Origin of the sequence: Actinomadura madurae, assembly GCF_900115095.1 — a bacterium.
GTDB classification, from domain to species: domain Bacteria; phylum Actinomycetota; class Actinomycetes; order Streptosporangiales; family Streptosporangiaceae; genus Spirillospora; species Spirillospora madurae.
Genome location: NZ_FOVH01000013.1, coordinates 284,906 through 301,422 on the forward strand (window position 1 = coordinate 284,906; position 16,517 = coordinate 301,422).

14 protein-coding genes and 1 pseudogene are annotated in these 16,517 nt (G+C 70.2%); all 15 read left to right on the top strand.

The features are described 5' to 3' along the window. The first annotated feature begins 37 nt into the window (after positions 1–37). The 15 genes and pseudogenes from BM339_RS32105 (at position 38) to BM339_RS32165 (ending at position 16,379) form a co-directional block, all read left to right on the top strand. Complete coding sequence (locus BM339_RS32105; protein WP_075023296.1) at positions 38–1,324, top strand: alpha/beta hydrolase; 1,287 nt, start codon at positions 38–40, stop codon at positions 1,322–1,324. Continuing rightward, positions 1,321–2,100, top strand: coding sequence for an SDR family NAD(P)-dependent oxidoreductase (locus tag BM339_RS32110; RefSeq protein WP_075023297.1), 780 nt, complete (start codon positions 1,321–1,323; stop codon positions 2,098–2,100). The genes BM339_RS32105 and BM339_RS32110 overlap by 4 nt, the downstream gene beginning before the upstream one ends. Positions 2,101–2,107: 7 nt before the next feature. Further along, positions 2,108–3,700: a long-chain-fatty-acid--CoA ligase gene (locus tag BM339_RS32115; protein ID WP_075023298.1), complete on the top strand. Its 1,593-nt coding sequence runs from the start codon at positions 2,108–2,110 to the stop codon at positions 3,698–3,700. Between the two features lie 64 nt (positions 3,701–3,764). After that, a complete protein-coding gene (locus BM339_RS32120) occupies positions 3,765–4,754 on the top strand; it encodes a cyclase family protein (protein WP_021591613.1) in 990 nt (329 codons plus the stop codon). 99 nt (positions 4,755–4,853) lie between these two features. Further along, on the top strand, positions 4,854–5,849 hold the full coding sequence (locus tag BM339_RS32125; protein ID WP_021591612.1) for an NADPH:quinone oxidoreductase family protein: 996 nt from the start codon (positions 4,854–4,856) through the stop codon (positions 5,847–5,849). Between the two features lie 176 nt (positions 5,850–6,025). Next, positions 6,026–6,340 carry a YciI family protein gene (locus BM339_RS32130; RefSeq protein WP_256255556.1) on the top strand — a complete coding sequence of 105 codons (315 nt, stop codon included), beginning with the start codon at positions 6,026–6,028 and terminating at the stop codon, positions 6,338–6,340. A 53-nt stretch (positions 6,341–6,393) separates the two neighbouring features. Next, positions 6,394–7,575, top strand: a complete 1,182-nt coding sequence (locus BM339_RS32135) for an RNA polymerase sigma factor (protein ID WP_256255553.1) — start codon at positions 6,394–6,396, stop codon at positions 7,573–7,575. Between the two features lie 47 nt (positions 7,576–7,622). Next, positions 7,623–8,843, top strand: coding sequence for an MFS transporter (locus tag BM339_RS32140; protein WP_177287836.1), 1,221 nt, complete (start codon positions 7,623–7,625; stop codon positions 8,841–8,843). A 570-nt stretch (positions 8,844–9,413) separates the two neighbouring features. Then, positions 9,414–11,132: an NB-ARC domain-containing protein gene (locus BM339_RS32145; RefSeq protein ID WP_143118686.1), complete on the top strand. Its 1,719-nt coding sequence runs from the start codon at positions 9,414–9,416 to the stop codon at positions 11,130–11,132. A gap of 59 nt (positions 11,133–11,191) precedes the next feature. Next, a complete protein-coding gene (locus BM339_RS32150) occupies positions 11,192–12,448 on the top strand; it encodes a tetratricopeptide repeat protein (RefSeq protein ID WP_177287837.1) in 1,257 nt (418 codons plus the stop codon). A 34-nt stretch (positions 12,449–12,482) separates the two neighbouring features. Next, positions 12,483–12,578, top strand: a pseudogene (locus tag BM339_RS52720) (DUF6444 domain-containing protein); the annotation flags it as partial. A 277-nt stretch (positions 12,579–12,855) separates the two neighbouring features. Next, complete coding sequence (locus BM339_RS32155) at positions 12,856–13,410, top strand: hypothetical protein (RefSeq protein ID WP_052357185.1); 555 nt, start codon at positions 12,856–12,858, stop codon at positions 13,408–13,410. Positions 13,411–13,412: 2 nt separating this feature from the next. Next, the gene (locus tag BM339_RS32160) at positions 13,413–14,627 is read left to right on the top strand and encodes a DUF6745 domain-containing protein (protein ID WP_021591604.1); all 1,215 of its coding nucleotides are present in this window, start codon (positions 13,413–13,415) and stop codon (positions 14,625–14,627) included. A gap of 191 nt (positions 14,628–14,818) precedes the next feature. Then, on the top strand, positions 14,819–14,989 hold the full coding sequence (locus BM339_RS50220) for a hypothetical protein (RefSeq protein WP_177287838.1): 171 nt from the start codon (positions 14,819–14,821) through the stop codon (positions 14,987–14,989). Positions 14,990–15,431: 442 nt separating this feature from the next. Next, complete coding sequence (locus tag BM339_RS32165) at positions 15,432–16,379, top strand: alpha/beta fold hydrolase (protein ID WP_177287839.1); 948 nt, start codon at positions 15,432–15,434, stop codon at positions 16,377–16,379. The last annotated feature ends 138 nt before the right edge of the window (positions 16,380–16,517 follow it).

The following is a 16,517-nucleotide window of genomic DNA, read 5'->3' on the forward strand; positions in this document are numbered from 1 at the left end:
TGATGTGCGTCCCGGCACCTGACGGTTAGGAGTGGCCATGACCATCCGTGGTGAGAGCCAGAGCTGGATCCTCGACCTGGGGATCCGCACCGGCGGATTCGACGTCCTGCACCCTGACGGGTTCAAGGCGTTCCAGGGGCTGGGCTACGACCCTCACGACCTCGAGCAGGTCGGAGCGCGGGCCAAGGCGGGCTCGATGCTCGCCAAGGCATGGTCCGGTGTCGCCGCCGAGGTCGAGCGCAGCGCGAGCGAGTACGAGCAGGACGGTTTCCTGGAGACGGCGTACGCGCTCTACCTCCGTGCCGCGCTGCTCTGGAGCCGTGCCCAGTACTCGATCTACACCGTCGACTCCCGCAAATGGGCGCTCCGGGAGCGGTGCAACACCGCCGTCGCGAAGATGGCGGAGCTGCGCAAGGGGCGGATCGAGCGCGTCGAGCTCGACTTCGAGGGAAGGCCGGTCTTCGCGTTGCTGCACCTCCCGGCCGGTCAGGTCCGGGACGTTCCGGCCGTCCTCCTCAGCCCCGGCATGGACATGACCAAGGAGGACCTGCTGGACGTCGGGCAACGGCTCTTCGCGGATCAGGGCTACGTGGCACTGGCCGTCGACCTGCCCGGCATGGGCGAGTCGCGCTTGCACGGCACCACGGTGACGCTCACCAATCCCGAGCGTGCGGTCTCCCGCTTCATCGACTACCTGGCCGGGCGGCCCGAGGTCGACGCGACCCGCATCGGCCTTCTCGGGATGAGCATGAGCACCTACTGGGGCATGCGGGCCGCGGCCCATGACCCGCGCCTGCGCGCGGTCGCCGGATTCATGGGCGTCTACGGCGACTTCGACAAGCTCTTCAACGGAGCGCAACCGAACTTCAAGACGAACTTCATGGCCATGGCCGGCTACACCGACGAGGAGCTCTTCGACGCCGAACTCGGCACGAAGATGAACCTGTGGCCGCTCGCCACGAAGATCTCGTGTCCCGTGCTGATGTCCGTCGGCGAGTTCGACGAGCTCGTGCCGATCGAGGAGACCCTCGCGCTGTACGAACTGCTCGCATGCCCCAAGGAGATCCGAGTCCACGAGGACGAGTTCCACCCGCTCGGCGGCATCGGAGGCGAGATGACCACCTTCGGCGCCGACTGGCTGCGGCGCGCGCTCAAGGGCGACTTCGACGACGGCCGCGACGCCCGCAGCTACCTGCGCTCCGGCGGTGAGATCTCGCGCGGGTCCGCGGAACCGGACTGGTGGCTGGGCGCCCTTCCAGAGGCCGTGGACGAGCTCGTGCGTCGTCACCGCGGCGCCGGCGGCTCGTCGGAGGTGGCGTCGTGAGAGGCGACGGGCGGGTCGTGCTGGTCACCGGGGCGAGCCGGGGCATCGGCAGGTCGATCGCCCTGACGATGGCCGAGTCCGGGTGGCACGTCGTCGCCACCGGCCGCGACCGCGAGGGGCTCGCGGCCACGGCCGCCCAGATCGTCGCCGCCGGCGGGCATGCGGACGTCCACACCGTCGACGTGTCGAACGAGGCGTCCGTGCGAGGGCTGGTCGCCGCGCTGGCGGACGATGGGGCGCACCCGGTCGCGCTAGTCAACAACAGCGGCGTCGGAGGGCCGTCGATGCCGCTGTGGGAGATCGAGCCGGACGCGTGGGACGAGGCGTTCGCGGTCAACGTCCGCGGTGTCTACCTCCTGTGTCGAGCCGTGCTCCCGCTCATGATCGAACGAGGTACCGGATCGGTGGTGAACGTCGGGTCCGTCACGGCGAAGAACCCCTTGGCCCACCGCACCCCGTACGCCGCGAGCAAGGCGGCCCTCATCGGCTTGACGCGTACCCTGGCCCTGGACGCGGGCCCGCACGGGATCCGGGTGAACCTCGTGTCGCCGGGTGCTGTCACCGGTGAGCGGTTCGATTGGGTGGTCTCGTCCCAAGCCCAGGCGACGGGCCGGAGCGAGGAGGAGGTCCGGGCCGCGTTCGCCGGTCAGGCGGCGCTGCGGCGGAACGCGAATGCCGACGAGGTGGCGCGGGCGGTCGAGTTCCTCGCCTCCGGCCGGGCGTCCGGCATCACCGGCATCGACCTCACCGTGGCCGCCGGCTACGTGATGAACTGAGGCCGGTGTGAGCTTCAACCTGGCGAGCATCCTCGACGTCACGGCGGGCGCGGAGCCTGACCGTCCGCTGGTCCACGTCGACGGCGCAACACTCACCTTCGGCCAGGTCGACGATCGGGCCCGCCGTGTGGCCGCCGGACTGACGGCGATCGGGCTGCGCCCCGGCGATCGCGTGATGGTCCAGCTGCCGAACGTCCCCGAGTTCGTCTACGTCTACTTCGCCATCCTCAAGACGGGCCTCACGATGGTGCCGGCCAATCCGATGCTGGCTCCGCGTGAGATCGCCTACCAGGTCGCCGACAGCGGCGCAGCCGCCCTGATCGTCCATGCTCCGTCCCTCGCCTCGGCCCGGGCGGGGACGCGGGAAGCCCGCGGCGTGCGGCTCATCGTGGTCGGCGACGGCGACGGCGACGGCGACGGCGACGGTGACGGTGACGGCGACGGTGACGGCGACGGCGACGGCTCCGGGGAGCTCGACTTCTCGACGCTGCTCGAATCCGGGCGGGCCGGCGTCAGCCACGCCACCGGACCTGACGACACGGCGGTCGTGCTGTACACGAGCGGCACCACGGGCCGGCCCAAGGGTGCGGAGCTGACCCACTTCCAGCTCTACATGAACTGCACCGTGACCGGCGAGCTGCTCCGTCTCGGGGCGGGGGACGTCATGACCGGCGTGCTTCCGCTCTTCCACGTGTTCGGGCTCTCGAGTGTGTTGAACGTCGCGGTCCGGTACGGCGTCCCGCTCGTGCTCGTGCGCCGGTTCTCCCCCGACGCAGTGATCGACGCGATCGAACGGCATCGGATCACGGTGTTCTCGGGAGTGCCGACCATGTACGTCGCGCTCCTGCACGCCGACCTCCGGGGGCGAGAGGTCGGCAGCCTGCGGCTGGGCATGTCGGGTGGCGCCTCGATGCCGGCCGAGGTGATCCGCGGGATCGAGAGGAAGTACCCGGGGCTGGTCCTGCTCGAGGGCTACGGCCTGTCCGAGACGGCGAGCGTCGCGAGCTTCAACATCGACGCCGAGCGGCGGAAGGTCGGATCGATCGGCCGGCCCGTATGGGGCATCGAGATGCGCGTGGTCGACGCCGGCGGTGACGAGTGCCCGCCCGGCGGCGAGCACGTCGGGGAGATCGTCATACGCGGTCACAACGTCATGAAGGGCTACCTCGGCAAGCCCGACGAAACGGCGGCGGCGGTCCGCGGCGGCTGGTTCCACACCGGTGACCTCGGCCACCGGGACGAGGACGGCTACTTCTACGTGGTGGACCGCCTGAAGGACCTGATCATCCGGGGCGGATACAACGTCTATCCCCGCGAGGTCGAAGAGGTCCTCTACGCACATCCCGATGTCGTGGAGGCCGCCGTCGTCGGCCGGCCCGACGGGCGCCTCGGCGAGGAGATCGAGGCCCACGTCGTCCTCCGGGCGGGCGGCCGCGCCGGCGCCGGCGAACTCGACGAGCACTGCCGTGCACGGCTCGCGGCGTACAAGTGCCCGCGTGCCTTCCACCTGGTGGACCGGCTCCCCAAGGGCGCGACGGGGAAGGTCCTCAAGCGCGAGCTGCGCGCGGAGACGTCGCGATCCGCTGACCCCCAGGAGTAGGACCACCGAGACCCAGCGGTCGACGACCGGCGTCGACCGCTCCCATGCAAGGGAGCGAAGAACCATGACCGTACATCCGTCCATCACCGGGGTCGAGTTCAGCGGCCGGGACGTGCTCGAGGACTACATCGCCAAGTTCTCCAACTGGGGCCGCTGGGGGGCCGACGATGAGCTCGGCACCATCAATCACGTCGGACCCGAGCAGGTGAAGGCCGCGGTCGCGCTGGTGACCGAGGGCAAGGTCATCTCGCTCGCCCTGCCGTTCGACGCGAAGGGACCGCAGCCGGGGAACGGCCTGCGCTTCAATCCCGTCAACGTCGTCACGGCATCCGGCACCGACCATGGAAGCGGCGTCCAGGAGGAGCTGCCCGACGGTTGGGGGCGGGCCAAGGGGTTCGGTTTCGCCGACGACATGCTCATCACCCCCAACCAGGCCGGCACGCAGTGGGACAGCCTTTCCCACATCTTCTGGCAGGGAAAGATGTACAACGACCGGCCGGCCCGGCTCGTGACCGCGAACGGAGCCGCCTTCAACGCGATCACCGTTTTCCGCGACAGGTTCGTCGGTCGTGGCGTGTTGCTCGACGTGGCTCGATACAAGGGAGTGGACTTCCTCGACCCGGGTTATGCGATCACCATCGACGACCTCGACGGGACCGCCGCCGCTCAGGGCGTGGAGATCGCCACCGGCGACACCATCGTGATCCGCACCGGAATGCTGGGCGAGCGCCGGGGCGACTGGCGCGACTACGCGGGCGGGTCGGCGCCGGGTCTCTCGCTGCACACCGCGCCGTGGCTGTACGAGCACAACATCGGTGCCGTCGCGAGCGACACGTGGGGCGTCGAGGTGCGGCCCAACGAGATCGACGTCATGCAACCGCTCCACCTGGTCGCCCTCGTCCACATGGGCATGCCGGTCGGCGAGATCTGGGACGTCGACGCGCTCGCCGCCGACTGCGCCGCCGACGGGCGCTACGAGTTCATGCTGGCGGCCCAGCCGCTGCCCATCACCGGTGCCGTCGGCTCGCCGACGAACCCGCTCGCCTTCAAGTGACGGGCGAGACGGCGTCGCCATTCGGCCGCGCACGTCCGGGGACGTGAGCGAAGCCGGCGTGAAACAGGTGCAGCGTTTCCTGGAGAGCGAGGAGATCCGATGAAGGCGTGGCAGGTGGCCGAGCTCGGTGAGCCGGCGGAGGTGATGAGGCTCGTCGAGGTCGCCGATCCGCGTCCGGGGCCGGGCCAGCTCGTGGTGAGGGTGCTCGCGTCACCGGCGAACTTCCCCGATGCCCTCATGTGCCGCGGCCGCTATCAGGTCAAGCCCGATACGCCGTTCACCCCCGGTATCGAGCTGTGCGGCGAGGTCGTCGCGACCGGCGGCGAGGTGGCCGGGTTCCAGATCGGCGACCGGGTCCTGGGCGATGCCGTGCTGCCGGCGGGTGGCTTCGCCGAGCTGGCCCTGATGGACGTCGCGACGACCTTCCCGGCGCCCGCCTCGCTCGGCGACGCCCAGGCCGCGAGCCTCCACATCGGTTACCAGACCGGCTGGTTCGGGCTCCACCGGCGGGCCGTGCTCCAGAGGGGCGAGACCCTGCTGGTGCATGCCGCGGCGGGCGGAGTCGGCAGCGCGGCGGTCCAGCTCGGGAAGGCGGCGGGCGCCCGGGTCATCGGCGTCGTCGGTGGACCAGGCAAGGCCGCGGTCGCCCGCCGGCTGGGCGCCGACGTCGTGGTCGACCGGCACGAGGCGGACTTCGTCGAGGTCGTCAGGGCCGAGACCGGCGGCCGCGGCGCCGACGTCATCTACGATCCGGTCGGCGGCGAGACCTACGCGCGCTCCGTTAAGTGCGTCGCGTTCGAGGGCCGGATCCTGGTGGTCGGGTTCGCCGGTGGCGACATCCAGTCGGCGGCCCTCAACCACGCGCTCGTCAAGAACTACTCGATCGTGGGCCTGCACTGGGGCCTCTACAGGTCCCATGACCCCCTGGCGATCCAGGAGTGCCACCGGGTGCTGACCGCGCTGGCCGACCAGGGCCTGATCGACCCGCTCGTCGGCGAGCGGCTGTCGCTCGCCGGCGTGGCGGCCGGTGTGCAGCGCCTGGCCGACGGCGAGACTGTCGGCCGAGTGGTGTACGACGCGGGAGCGGCCGGCTGACCGGGAACCTTGTCGATGCCCGCCCGCTCCGGGGCGGGTCGAGGCTGGTCAGCGGCATCCCGCCCGCCCGCGCCGTCGTGAACGAGTAGATTCGCGCCGTGTCGTGTCCATCCGCAGCCGCCCCGTTCGTCGTGGGGGTACGTCGAGAGGAACGGAGAGGTGAGATGCGGTACATGATGCTGGTCTGCGTGGATGAGTCCGTGGAGCCGGAAGGGGACGACGCGCTGCCCACCGCGTGGACGAACGAGATGGACGCGCGCGGGGTGCGGACGTTCGGTTCCCGGCTGCGGCCGGTCGCGGACGCGACGAGCGTGCGGGTCCGCGACGGCGAGGTGCTGCTGTCGGACGGGCCGTTCGCCGAGACCAAGGAGCAGATCGCCGGGTTCGATCTGATCGAGTGCCGGGACCTGGACGAGGCGATCGAGGTCGCGTCCAAGCACCCGGCGGCCCGCTTCGGGACGATCGAGGTGAGGCCGCTCTGGGAGGGCTGAACCAGGACGTCGAGGCCGCGGTCGCCTCCGCCTTCCGCGAGGAGTGGGGGCGCGTGGTGGCGACCCTGATCCGGTCCTTCGGAGACTGGGACCTGGCCGAGGAGTCCGCGCAGGACGCCTTCGCGCAGGCGTTGCGGCGCTGGCCCCGGGACGGCGTTCCCGCCCGTCCCGGGGCCTGGCTGACCACGACCGCGCGCAACCGCGCCCTGGACCGGCTGCGCCGCCGCACCACGGAGGCCGGCAAGCTCCGCGAGGCCGCGGAACAGGCGCGGCTCGACACGTCCGTCCCGACCGTGGAGGACACCGTGCCGGACGACCGGCTGCGGCTGATCTTCACCTGCTGCCATCCGGCGCTGCCGCTGGAGGCGCGGGTCGCCCTCACCCTGCGCACCCTCACCGGCCTGACCACCGCCGAGATCGCCCGCGCCTTCCTGGTGCCGGAGCCCACGATGGCCAAGCGGCTGGTGCGGGCCAAGAACAAGATCCGTCATGCCGCGATCCCGTACCGGGTCCCGCCGTCCCACCTGCTCCCGGAGCGAACCGGCGGCGTGCTGGCCGTCCTGTACCTGCTGTTCAACGAGGGATACTCGGCGACGGCCGGCGACGGCCCCCTCCGGTCGAACCTGTGCGCGGAGGCGATCCGCCTGGGCCGCCTGCTGATGCGGCTGATGCCGGACGAGCCGGAGCCGCGGGGGCTCACCGCGCTCATGCTGCTGCACCACGCCCGCCGCGCCGCCCGCGTCGACGCCACCGGTGACCTGGTGACCCTGGAGGACCAGGACCGCACCCGCTGGGATCGCGACGAGATCACCGAGGGCACCGCCCTGCTCGACGCGGCCGTGCGGCGCGGGCGCCCCGGGCCCTACCAGGTGCAGGCCGCCATCGCCGCCTGCCACGCCACGGCCCGGGACGCCGACGACACCGACTGGTCCGAGATCGCCGCGCTCTACGGACGGCTCGTGGAGATGGTCCCGTCCGATGTGGTGAAGCTGAACCGCGCGGTCGCGGTGGCCATGGCCGAGGGCCCCGCGGCCGGGCTGGCACTGGTGGACGAGCTGGCCGCGTCGGGCGGGCTGTCCCGCTACCACCTGCTCGCGGCCACCCGTGCCGACCTGCTGCGCCGTCTCGGCCGCCGCCCCGAGGCGGCCGCCGCGTACCGGGAGGCACTCGAACTGCCGTCCACCGAGGCCGAGCGTCGCTATCTCTCCCGCCGACTCGCCGAGGTGTCCATTTGACCCTCCCCCCTTCGTCGTCTGGACGAGCGATGAAGAGGGAGAGGCAGATGCCAGATCAGAACCTTGCCACCGTGGACCGGCCGATGACCCCGGTGAACGAGAGGCGCGCCGCACCGCGAGCGGCGCTCGCCCGCTGGGCGGTCACCGCCTTGTTCGCCGCCAACGGTCTCACGATCGCCGCCCTGGCCGTGCGCACGCCCTCGCTGAAGATCGAGCACGGGCTGACGGCGGGGCAGCTGGGCGTGGTGTCCGCCCTGTTCGGGGTGGCGGCGGTGCTGTCGATGCAGCTCACCGGCGGGCTGGCCGCGCGGCTCGGCAGCGCGTCGATCCTGCGGTCGGCGACGCTCGTGCTCCCGTTCGCCCTGCTCGGCGTAGGCCTGGCGGACGGACTGGCCGCGCTGGCCGCCGCGATGCTGTTCTTCGGCGCCGTGCACGGGCTGGTCGACGTGACCATGAACGCGCACGCGGTCGCGGTCGAACGCGAACTGGGCCGTCCGATCATGAACGGGTGCCACGCGGCGTGGAGCATCGGTGCCGTGACCGGGTCGGTGGCGGGTGGCGCCGCCGCGCAGGCGGGCCTGTCCCTGGCCTCCCACTACCTGGTGGCGGGGGTGGGGCTGGTCGTCCTCGCGCTCCTTGCCGCGCCTCGTCTTCTGCCCGCGTTCGCGGACCGGCAACCGCGTCCCACGGCCGCCGCGGACCGTCCCGGGTGGCGTACCGGGTGGACGCCCCGCCTGCTGGTGCTCGGCACCATGGGCGCCACCGTACTGACCGTCGAAGCCGCCGTCGCCAATTGGAGCGGCGTCTACCTGCACGACGACCTGGGCGCGTCCCTGGGCGTGGCCTCACTCGGCTACATCGCCTTCATCGCCTGTGAGACGGCGGGACGGCTGGCGGGCGACCGGCTGTTCACGCGCTTCCCCGCCCGCACCCTGGTCGGTACGGGCACCCTCGTCGCGGCAGGAGGCCTGACCGTCGTCGTGCTCAGCCCCTGGGCGTCCCTGACCATCGCCGGTTTCACCATCATGGGCCTCGGCCTGGCAACGCCGCTTCCCGTGCTCTTCAGCGTGATCGGACACCTCGGCGCCGACGGCCCCGGAGCCGCCGGCCTCCTCGCCCGCTTCACCACCATGACCTACTCCGGCATCCTGCTCGGCCCCGCACTCATCGGCTGGCTCGCCCAAGGAATAGGACTCACCTGGACACTGACCGCCCTGATCCCCCTCCTAGCCCTCCAGTCCCGCCTGGCCTCCAACCTTCAGGACTAGGGGTTTCCGGCAAAGGGCCGACGAAGAAGAACCCGGATACCGCAGACCTCGCGACCACAAAGCGCGGAGGCCACCGCCATGACTGCGGCAAGCGGCGGCTACAAAAGCACGTAGGCGAGACAATGCGTGGATGCGTAGACGATCGTCTCTGGGGGCCCGCCAAAATACACGCCCTCGACGATGCCCTGCGCCGGTACCTCGGCGACAGGCCGGGGACTAACGCGGCGCTCCGACAGACCGCCTCGCACGGTCCACCGGCGATCACCCACCGCACCGGGCGCAGGAGGAACTCCCCAGGCACAGCACGCCGTTTCGACTCTGTGTGGATCAGCCGCCACTGGGTAGTCCGGGATATCCGGCATCTGTATGACGAGGGTCTCGCGGTCGGCAGCGATCACGCTCCGGTCGTCGTCGACCTTGACTTCGTTTCCGAAACAATGTGACTACGTCTCATGTCCACGGGCCTGACAGTGGCGAGTTGGCCGTAGTTCGCCCTTTGCTTGCCTGTAGGGGGACGGCGTAGCACGATCGAGAAGCGGAGGGGAACGTCGGAACCAACTGCGGGGGCCGATGGCCGACCGATCGGATCGACATCCGTCCGAAGGGAAACTGGTATCGGGCGCGTACAGCGGTCTTTTGACCGTTGACGTTGCCGGTTTCGGCCGGGACCGCACCGAGACGGATCAGGCAAGGGTCCGGGCAGCCCTCTACACCATGATCCGTGCCTCGTTCGAGGCGGGCGGCGTGCCGTTCGACGACTGCCACGTTGAGGACCGTGGCGACGGTGCGATCGTCGTCCTGCCGCCTGGAGTGCCCGTCGCGCGGTTGCTCCATCCCATTGTCGACGACCTTTGTGCGGAGATCCGCGCGCACAACCGGGCCTCCAGCCCGAGCACGAGCATGCAACTGCGCGTCGCCGTTCACAGCGGACCCGTTTATCAGGACGAGCATGGGTTGCTGGGCGCCGCAGTCGTCCACGTGTTCCGCCTGCTGGACGCCCGGGAGGTCAAGGAGCGACTCGCCGGGTCCGATGCCTCGGCGATCCTGGTGGTGTCGGACAGGGTGCACGAGGAGGTCGTGGCCCAGGGATGGGGGAATGTCGCCCCTCGTGCGTACACGGCGATCATGGTCGGCAACAAGGAGACGACGGCACGGGCTTGGGTGCGTCTTCCAGACGAGACGCCCGATCGCGACCCGCTGGAACCGAACGCGGAACAACGTTCTTCTTCGACCGGCTGGGAACGGCACGCTGTCGTCGACCACGATCGGCTCTTCGGTGTGGACGCGCTGATCGACACAGTGACGGCCGCGGTGATGAGCCCGTCGGCCAACTGGATCGTGAGCCTGTTCGGTGATGGCGGGATCGGTAAGACGACCATGGCCTATGAGGCGACTGCCCGCTGTGCCGCTGCCGGCGGTTTCACCAAGGTGGCATGGGCCTCCGCGACCAATATTTCGCTGTCGATGCTCGACCGTGCGGACGCGGCGCGGGGCACCGCGTACTGGCTCGACCTGATCCGCGACATTGCCGCACAGTTCGGGATCGAGTTGGGCATGAGCCGGGCACTTTGGGAACGAGACCTTGCTCATGGCGTCGCGACCATGCCCGCCGACGAGCGTGCCCTCACCGTCATCGACAACCTCGAGAGCACTGAAGACGCCGAAGGCATTCTGTCCCGGCTCGAAGGACTAGGGCTGATACGGCCGCACAAGGTGATCGTGACGACCCGGTGGTCCGTCCAGCGCGACCCCATGGCGATCACCGAGTTCCTGCTGTCGGGACTGCGGCCGGAGGACGCGCTCGCGTTCGTCCGTCATCTGGGCAGTGCTGATCCGGACCTGCGCGAGGCCGACCGGGAGGTTCTCGCGCCGGTGCTGACGGTGACCGAAGGCAATCCATTCCTGATCAAGCTGGTGATCCGGCAGTATCTCGCCACCCGGAGATCGCTGGACCGGGTGATGGCCGACCTGACAGGCCTCGGCGCCGGCGATACCGGTCCCGGGCTGGGGCGCCGGGTGCGCGAGCACCTGTACGTCCGCTCGCTCGCGCAGTTCGCCGACCGTTGCGGTGAAGAGGTGGCCGCGAGCCTCATGGGCGCCTTCTGCGTCAAGGACCGCGGGACGTCGTTCGGATATGAGGAACTCATGACGATCAGCGGCATCGCCGATCCGGCGCTGTTCGAGCAGGCCCTGGAATTCGCGTGCCGGCTCGCACTCGTCCGGTCCAGCGACTTCAATCGTGCGTACTCGATTCACAGCCTGCTGCACGAGTTCACGTGCCGAAGCTGATGAGGGAGGGGTAGTCGATCATGGTCGGCCCCGCCGGCATATCTGGATTTCATCAGGCAATGCGTAAACCCATCCAGCGGAGCGTCATCAATGCGGTAGATCTGCAGCTAAGTCGAATGTCCCGGCGGGACGTGGAGTTGGATGCGGACACGCTCGTTGGGCTGCTGGAAAAGGTGCTCACCTGGAAAGCGCCGCTGGACGCCGAAAGGCTGGACGCCTTCGTCAACGCATTGCTGGAGTTGATGGTGGAAGAGGGGCCGGGAACGGATTTCCGGCAGCAGGAGAGATGTATCGCCGTGACCGACGCCGCCGTGAATCGCCTTGCCGAACTGGGCAGTCCGACGGCGGACCTCCGGCTGGCGCAGGCCAGGTACCTGGCAATCTTCGCTAACAACGGGACGGCCCGCTTGGACGCGATCCGCGCAGCCCTCCGCTCCAGCCAGACGGACGGTGAACGCCTTCGCACCCTCCTCACCCTGGCCAAATACCATATCGACGCCAGCAGCTATCGACAGGCGCAGCGAATCCTGTCGCGCTGCGAAGAACTGGCGCGTGCAACACCGGACCTGCATATTCTCCTGCCGGACGTGATGACGGCATGGGGCATGTCCTACTTCTACGGCAGTCGCAGAAGAGCGGAACCATATTTTCAGGAAGCCATCCGCTTGGGCAAGGACATGCCCCCTGTTTCCGTCGTGACGAATACGCTCATAGCGGCATGGCACTATCTGGGACGCGTTCAGGTGGCACGGGGCAATTGGCAGGCGGCCTTGGACCTCTATGTGAAGGCACGCCCGGTTCTGAAGGACGCTGGGAAGGGGGAAGCCTTCTTTCATCTTCGCCTCGCTGACATCCTAATCGAGCTGGACGCTTTTGTTGAGGCTCACTACCACCTGCGGAAAAGTGGCAGCCTGTTCCGCGCCGTCCAGGAAGCAAGCACAGGTGAGGTCCAACTCAACCTGGCACTGGCCCGGCTGAGCATCCGGAAAGGAGATCGGCGAACTGCCGCTGCGATCCTGAAGGCCGCCGTGGCCGATGCCCGCAGCCACAACTATCCGCGCGGTGAGCTCAAGTGCGAAGCGGAACTGCTCAAGCTGCTGCTTCTCGACCGGCGGTTGCCTTCAGCGTTGTCGCTGGTGGCGCGCATGATCGTGGTATTGGTGGCCGAGGAGAGATGGGGAGGGATCAGGTACGCGCTGACCGAGCTCCAGACGGCCGTCGGCATGCCTCGGGGCCGGTCGAGGAGATCACCAGGCGCGCGCGGTTCGGTGATCGGTTGTCCGTGTGGGGCCGACCACGGTCGACCAGATGAATGAATGAAGCTGTCGGCGCCGCCCGGCACAAGCGGAAGCCAGGATCGCTGAGCTTGTGGCGCAGTTGGGCAAGAACAACCGAAATTCCTCCAGGCCACCGTCGTCGGACGGGGTCCCTTCTGCGGCGCGATCGTGGTGATGGCTGGGCGCGTCCGGGTGCTCGGCGGCCTGGTCAGACGCTCCAGCCGGGCGGCGCGTTCATGGGCGTTGATCGCCGCCGGTGCCGTCCGGTGGGCGCGGTCTGTGATATCTGCACGCGCTCTTAGTGCCACGGAATACTCCCTTGGAATCGCAGGTCAGGATGGGTTGGATGGGGAGGTATTGGGCCGGCGGGCGGGGCGGCCAGAAAATACGTTTCCCATGGGAACGGACGGCGTTAGCGTTGTGGGTGACACTTTGCGGAGGCCGTGATGGAACTTCTTAGCAACGTGCTGTCGGATGGCGCCGACCTGGCCCATCTGGCGGCCGAACTCGACATTCCGACGATCGCCGGACTGCAGCACCAGGGCGACGTGTCGGTGATTCCCGCCGCGATGGCGGAGGACGACTTCCGTCGGCCGGTGAGCCCGGTGCCGGCGGCCGGTGTCGCGGTGGTCCGCGGCGAGGCGGGCGGCCACACGCACCTGCTGCTCGCCGCCGGTGACGTCCGGTACGACGCCCGCGACGGCGCGGCGGGCGACATCGCCCTGGGCTCGCTGGTGGTCGGCGAGGGGGCGACGGCGTGGCTGGACCACCCGGAGCACGGTAATACCGGAATCGCCCCCGGCCGGTACGTGCTGCGGCGCAAGCGCGAGGCGGCGCCGCGCGTCCTCGACCCGGGGACCCGCCGCCGGCGCGAGCGGGCCCGGAAGCAGGCGCGCAAGGAGGCGGCACGGGCGCAGGCGCTGCGTGAGCAGGCCGAGCGCGAGCAGGCCGAGCTCGAGCGGGCCTGGGACGGCGCGGCCGTCCGCTTCGTCGAGGACTGACGATGGCGGACCAGCGGCCCGCCCACGACCACGGCCGGCCGCCGCCGGCGCCGACCGAGGAGCGGCAGGCGCTGCTGCCGCTAGTGCGGGACGAGTGGATCGGGCACGGGCTGGCCGCGGGTCCGGCGGACCGGGCGGTCGCCGAGGCGGGCGTCCGGGACGTCTACCTCGGCGCCGGCCGGCGGCCGCCCGAGCATGTGATCTGGCTGGGCTCGCCTATGGCGGGCAGCATCGGGGCCGACATCCGCGCGGGCCGGCTGTCGCTGATCACCAGGCGGGCGTGGCGGACGCTGCCGGAACCGACCGGTGAGGCCATCGTCGAGCGGGTGCCGCGGGACGGCGCGGAGACCGACCTGATCATGCTCGACCCGCTGCCGCCCGACCTCGTCGGCCACGTGGAGCGGGACCCGCGGTGGAGCGGCCTGCTCACCCGCCTCGACCGCGAGGTGACCGCCGCGGTCGAGGCGGGGCTGAGCCGGGCCGTCGGCGCGGCCGTCGACCAGGTGGCCGCGACCTGGCAGGACGCGCAGCGGTCGCCGGAGGCGGCGGCGCTGCCCCGGCTGGGCGCGTTCCGCTCCCGCATGCTGGGGCGGCTCGCCCAGCTGGACCTCCTCGCCCGCTGCGGCGTCCTCGAACCGGACCGCCACGGACGCGGCCTGCTCCAGGTGGCACGGGCGGCGGGGGAGTGGTGGCCGATGAGGAACAGCGTGATCCTCACGGAGCGCCCCACCGAACTGCACCGCGACGCCGAAGGACGGCTCCACCATCCGACCGGGCCGGCGGTGCGGTACCCCGACGGCTGGTGCCTGTGGGCGTGGCACGGCGTCACCATGCCGCGCGAGATCATCGAGGACGACGTCCCGATCCGCCGCGCGGTGTCGCTGCGCAACTCCGAGCAGCGGCGCTGCGCGGTGGAGCTGCTGGCCGGGCGGGCCGGCTGGCGTGCGGTGCTCGACCAGGCGGGATGGCCGCGGGTCGGCCGGGAGACGGCGGACCCCGGCAACCCCGGGCAGATCCTCAGCCTGTGGTGCGTCGAGGAGCTCTACGACGACCACCTGCACCTGCTGCTGATGACCAACGGCTCGCTGGAGCGGGACGGCACCCGCCGGGAGTTCGCCGAACTGGTGCCCGGCTGGATCCGCGACCCGGTACGGGCCGCCGCCTGGCAGATCGGCCTCACCGCCGACCAGTACAGCGAGACCGTCCGGCGCACCTGAGCCCGCCGGGCCGCGCCTGCCGCGGCCCGGCGGGCCGGCCCGTGCACGGAGCGGGCCGCTCGGTGGCGCCCAAGAATCTTTGTGTGAGGTGTCCTTCGGGCCGACCGACCACTTTCGAGGGCTGCTGCACGAGTGCGGTGTCGGCTTGGCTGGACGAGCAGTCTGCCGCGTGACGGTCCAGGGTGAAGACCGTGCCGATCGACGTGTACAGCATCTTCAATGCCGCCGTCCGCGATGGTCTTGCGCGCGCGTTGCTCGTGGTGCACCCGCCTCCACAGCACCATCGCTGTCCGTGGCGGCCGGAACTCCAAGGGCGGGCACGCAACCGCCTGAACCGCTCCGCAGAGCGGGTGCACGGCTGATTACTCGGTCCCGGTGGTCGCCGACCTGGAAGCCCGCCGCCGAGGATCGGCCAGGCGATCCTTCGTGCCAGAGTGCGCGGCCAACCCGTGACCCTTGGGGTGGCTCCGCGGGTTGGGCGGTGGGCTTCGCCGATGTGTGTCGACACTAAGATCCTGTCGGCTTCGGTGGGTTGACGTTGCCCGTTGTGGAGGTCACGGCCGCGCCCCTCGTTGCCCGTTTGAACGGACCTCGCCAACTTGGCACCTAGTGTCGACATAAACAAGGCGTTCGGGTGCTCGTCCCTGGAGGAACCCTTCTCAATCTCGGCCATCTGTCGACATCACGGCTGTGAGCCCGTATGCTGCCCGCATCTAAGTCGAAGCCCGAGGTCACACCCCCTTCCGGCTTCGGATGTGCTCGGCCACCTGCCGTTCCTGTCGACACTTCGGCCCCTGGAGAGTCATGAACCAGTCCACATCGATCGGGCGACGTCGCGTCCTGCTCGGCGGCGCCGGCCTAGCCGCGGCCTCCGCCCTGATGACCCCCAAACCCGCCGCCGCCGCGCCGAGGGACGACGACCTGCGACCCGTCCCGATACCACCTCAGGTGCCTGTGACCGAAGGACGTGTGTCGTTCGGCGCCGGCGAACTGTGGTTCTGGGACACCGGCGGATCCGGTGAGCCGGTCGTCCTCCTCCACGCCTACACCGGGAGCGGCCGCTCCTGGCGATACCAGCAGCCCGTGCTCGCCCGCGCCGGCTACCGGGTGATCGGCTACTCCCGCCGGGGGCATCGCAACTCCGACCCCGGGCCTGCCGAGGACACCGGGACCTACGCCGACGACCTCCACGCGCTCGTCGAACACCTCGGACTCCGCACCATGCATCTCGTCGGCACCGCGGCGGGGAGCATCGCGGCGGCCGACTACCTTCTCAGTCACCCCGAGCGGGTGGCGAGCGCCGCACTGACCTGCAGCCTCGTCGCCATCGGTGACCCCGACTACGCCGCCGACAGTGCCGCGCTGCGTCCGCCGCAGTGGAACGAACTGCCGAAGGACTTCCAGGAGCTCGGCGGCTCCTACCGCGCGACGAACCCGGACGGAGTGGCCATCTGGCTCGACGAGGCCGCGCTGGCTCCGCCTGCGGCCGCGCGCCAGCGCACCAAGGCGACCGTGACGTCGGCCGCGATCGCCTCCAGCGGCGTCCCCGTGCTCCTCGCCACCGGAGACGCCGACCTGTACACGCCACCCGCGATGCTCCGGCGCCTCGGCGAGGGCCTCCCCCGGGCCGAGCAGGTGGTGTTCCCCGAGTCAGGGCACAACGCCTACTGGGAGCGTCCGCTGCTGTTCAACCGGATCATCCTCGCCTTCCTGCGGAGGAATCGCATTAGGCACCGCGGGCCTCGGCGCTGAGACGGATCACGCGGGCGACTGCGGTGCGGAGCCGTCCCGGCCGAGCTTGACGCCCCGCACCCTGGCCTTCCTCGCATCTTTTGGCGTAGGCGCAGGGGGAGTGCTCAGCCAGGTCAACGGCTGACGGCCAGCTACCGA

Excerpts from the sequence above, each read along its gene's own strand:
- BM339_RS32105 (WP_075023296.1), top strand. The coding sequence starts at position 38 with ATGACCATCCGTGGTGAGAGCCAGAGCTGGATCCTCGACCTGGGGATC.
- BM339_RS32120 (WP_021591613.1), top strand. The coding sequence starts at position 3,765 with ATGACCGTACATCCGTCCATCACCGGGGTCGAGTTCAGCGGCCGGGAC.
- BM339_RS32125 (WP_021591612.1), top strand. The coding sequence starts at position 4,854 with ATGAAGGCGTGGCAGGTGGCCGAGCTCGGTGAGCCGGCGGAGGTGATG.
- BM339_RS32130 (WP_256255556.1), top strand. The coding sequence starts at position 6,026 with ATGCTGGTCTGCGTGGATGAGTCCGTGGAGCCGGAAGGGGACGACGCG.
- BM339_RS32140 (WP_177287836.1), top strand. The coding sequence starts at position 7,623 with ATGCCAGATCAGAACCTTGCCACCGTGGACCGGCCGATGACCCCGGTG.
- BM339_RS32145 (WP_143118686.1), top strand. The coding sequence starts at position 9,414 with ATGGCCGACCGATCGGATCGACATCCGTCCGAAGGGAAACTGGTATCG.
- BM339_RS32150 (WP_177287837.1), top strand. The coding sequence starts at position 11,192 with ATGCGTAAACCCATCCAGCGGAGCGTCATCAATGCGGTAGATCTGCAG.
- BM339_RS32155 (WP_052357185.1), top strand. The coding sequence starts at position 12,856 with ATGGAACTTCTTAGCAACGTGCTGTCGGATGGCGCCGACCTGGCCCAT.
- BM339_RS32160 (WP_021591604.1), top strand. The coding sequence starts at position 13,413 with ATGGCGGACCAGCGGCCCGCCCACGACCACGGCCGGCCGCCGCCGGCG.
- BM339_RS32165 (WP_177287839.1), top strand. The coding sequence starts at position 15,432 with ATGAACCAGTCCACATCGATCGGGCGACGTCGCGTCCTGCTCGGCGGC.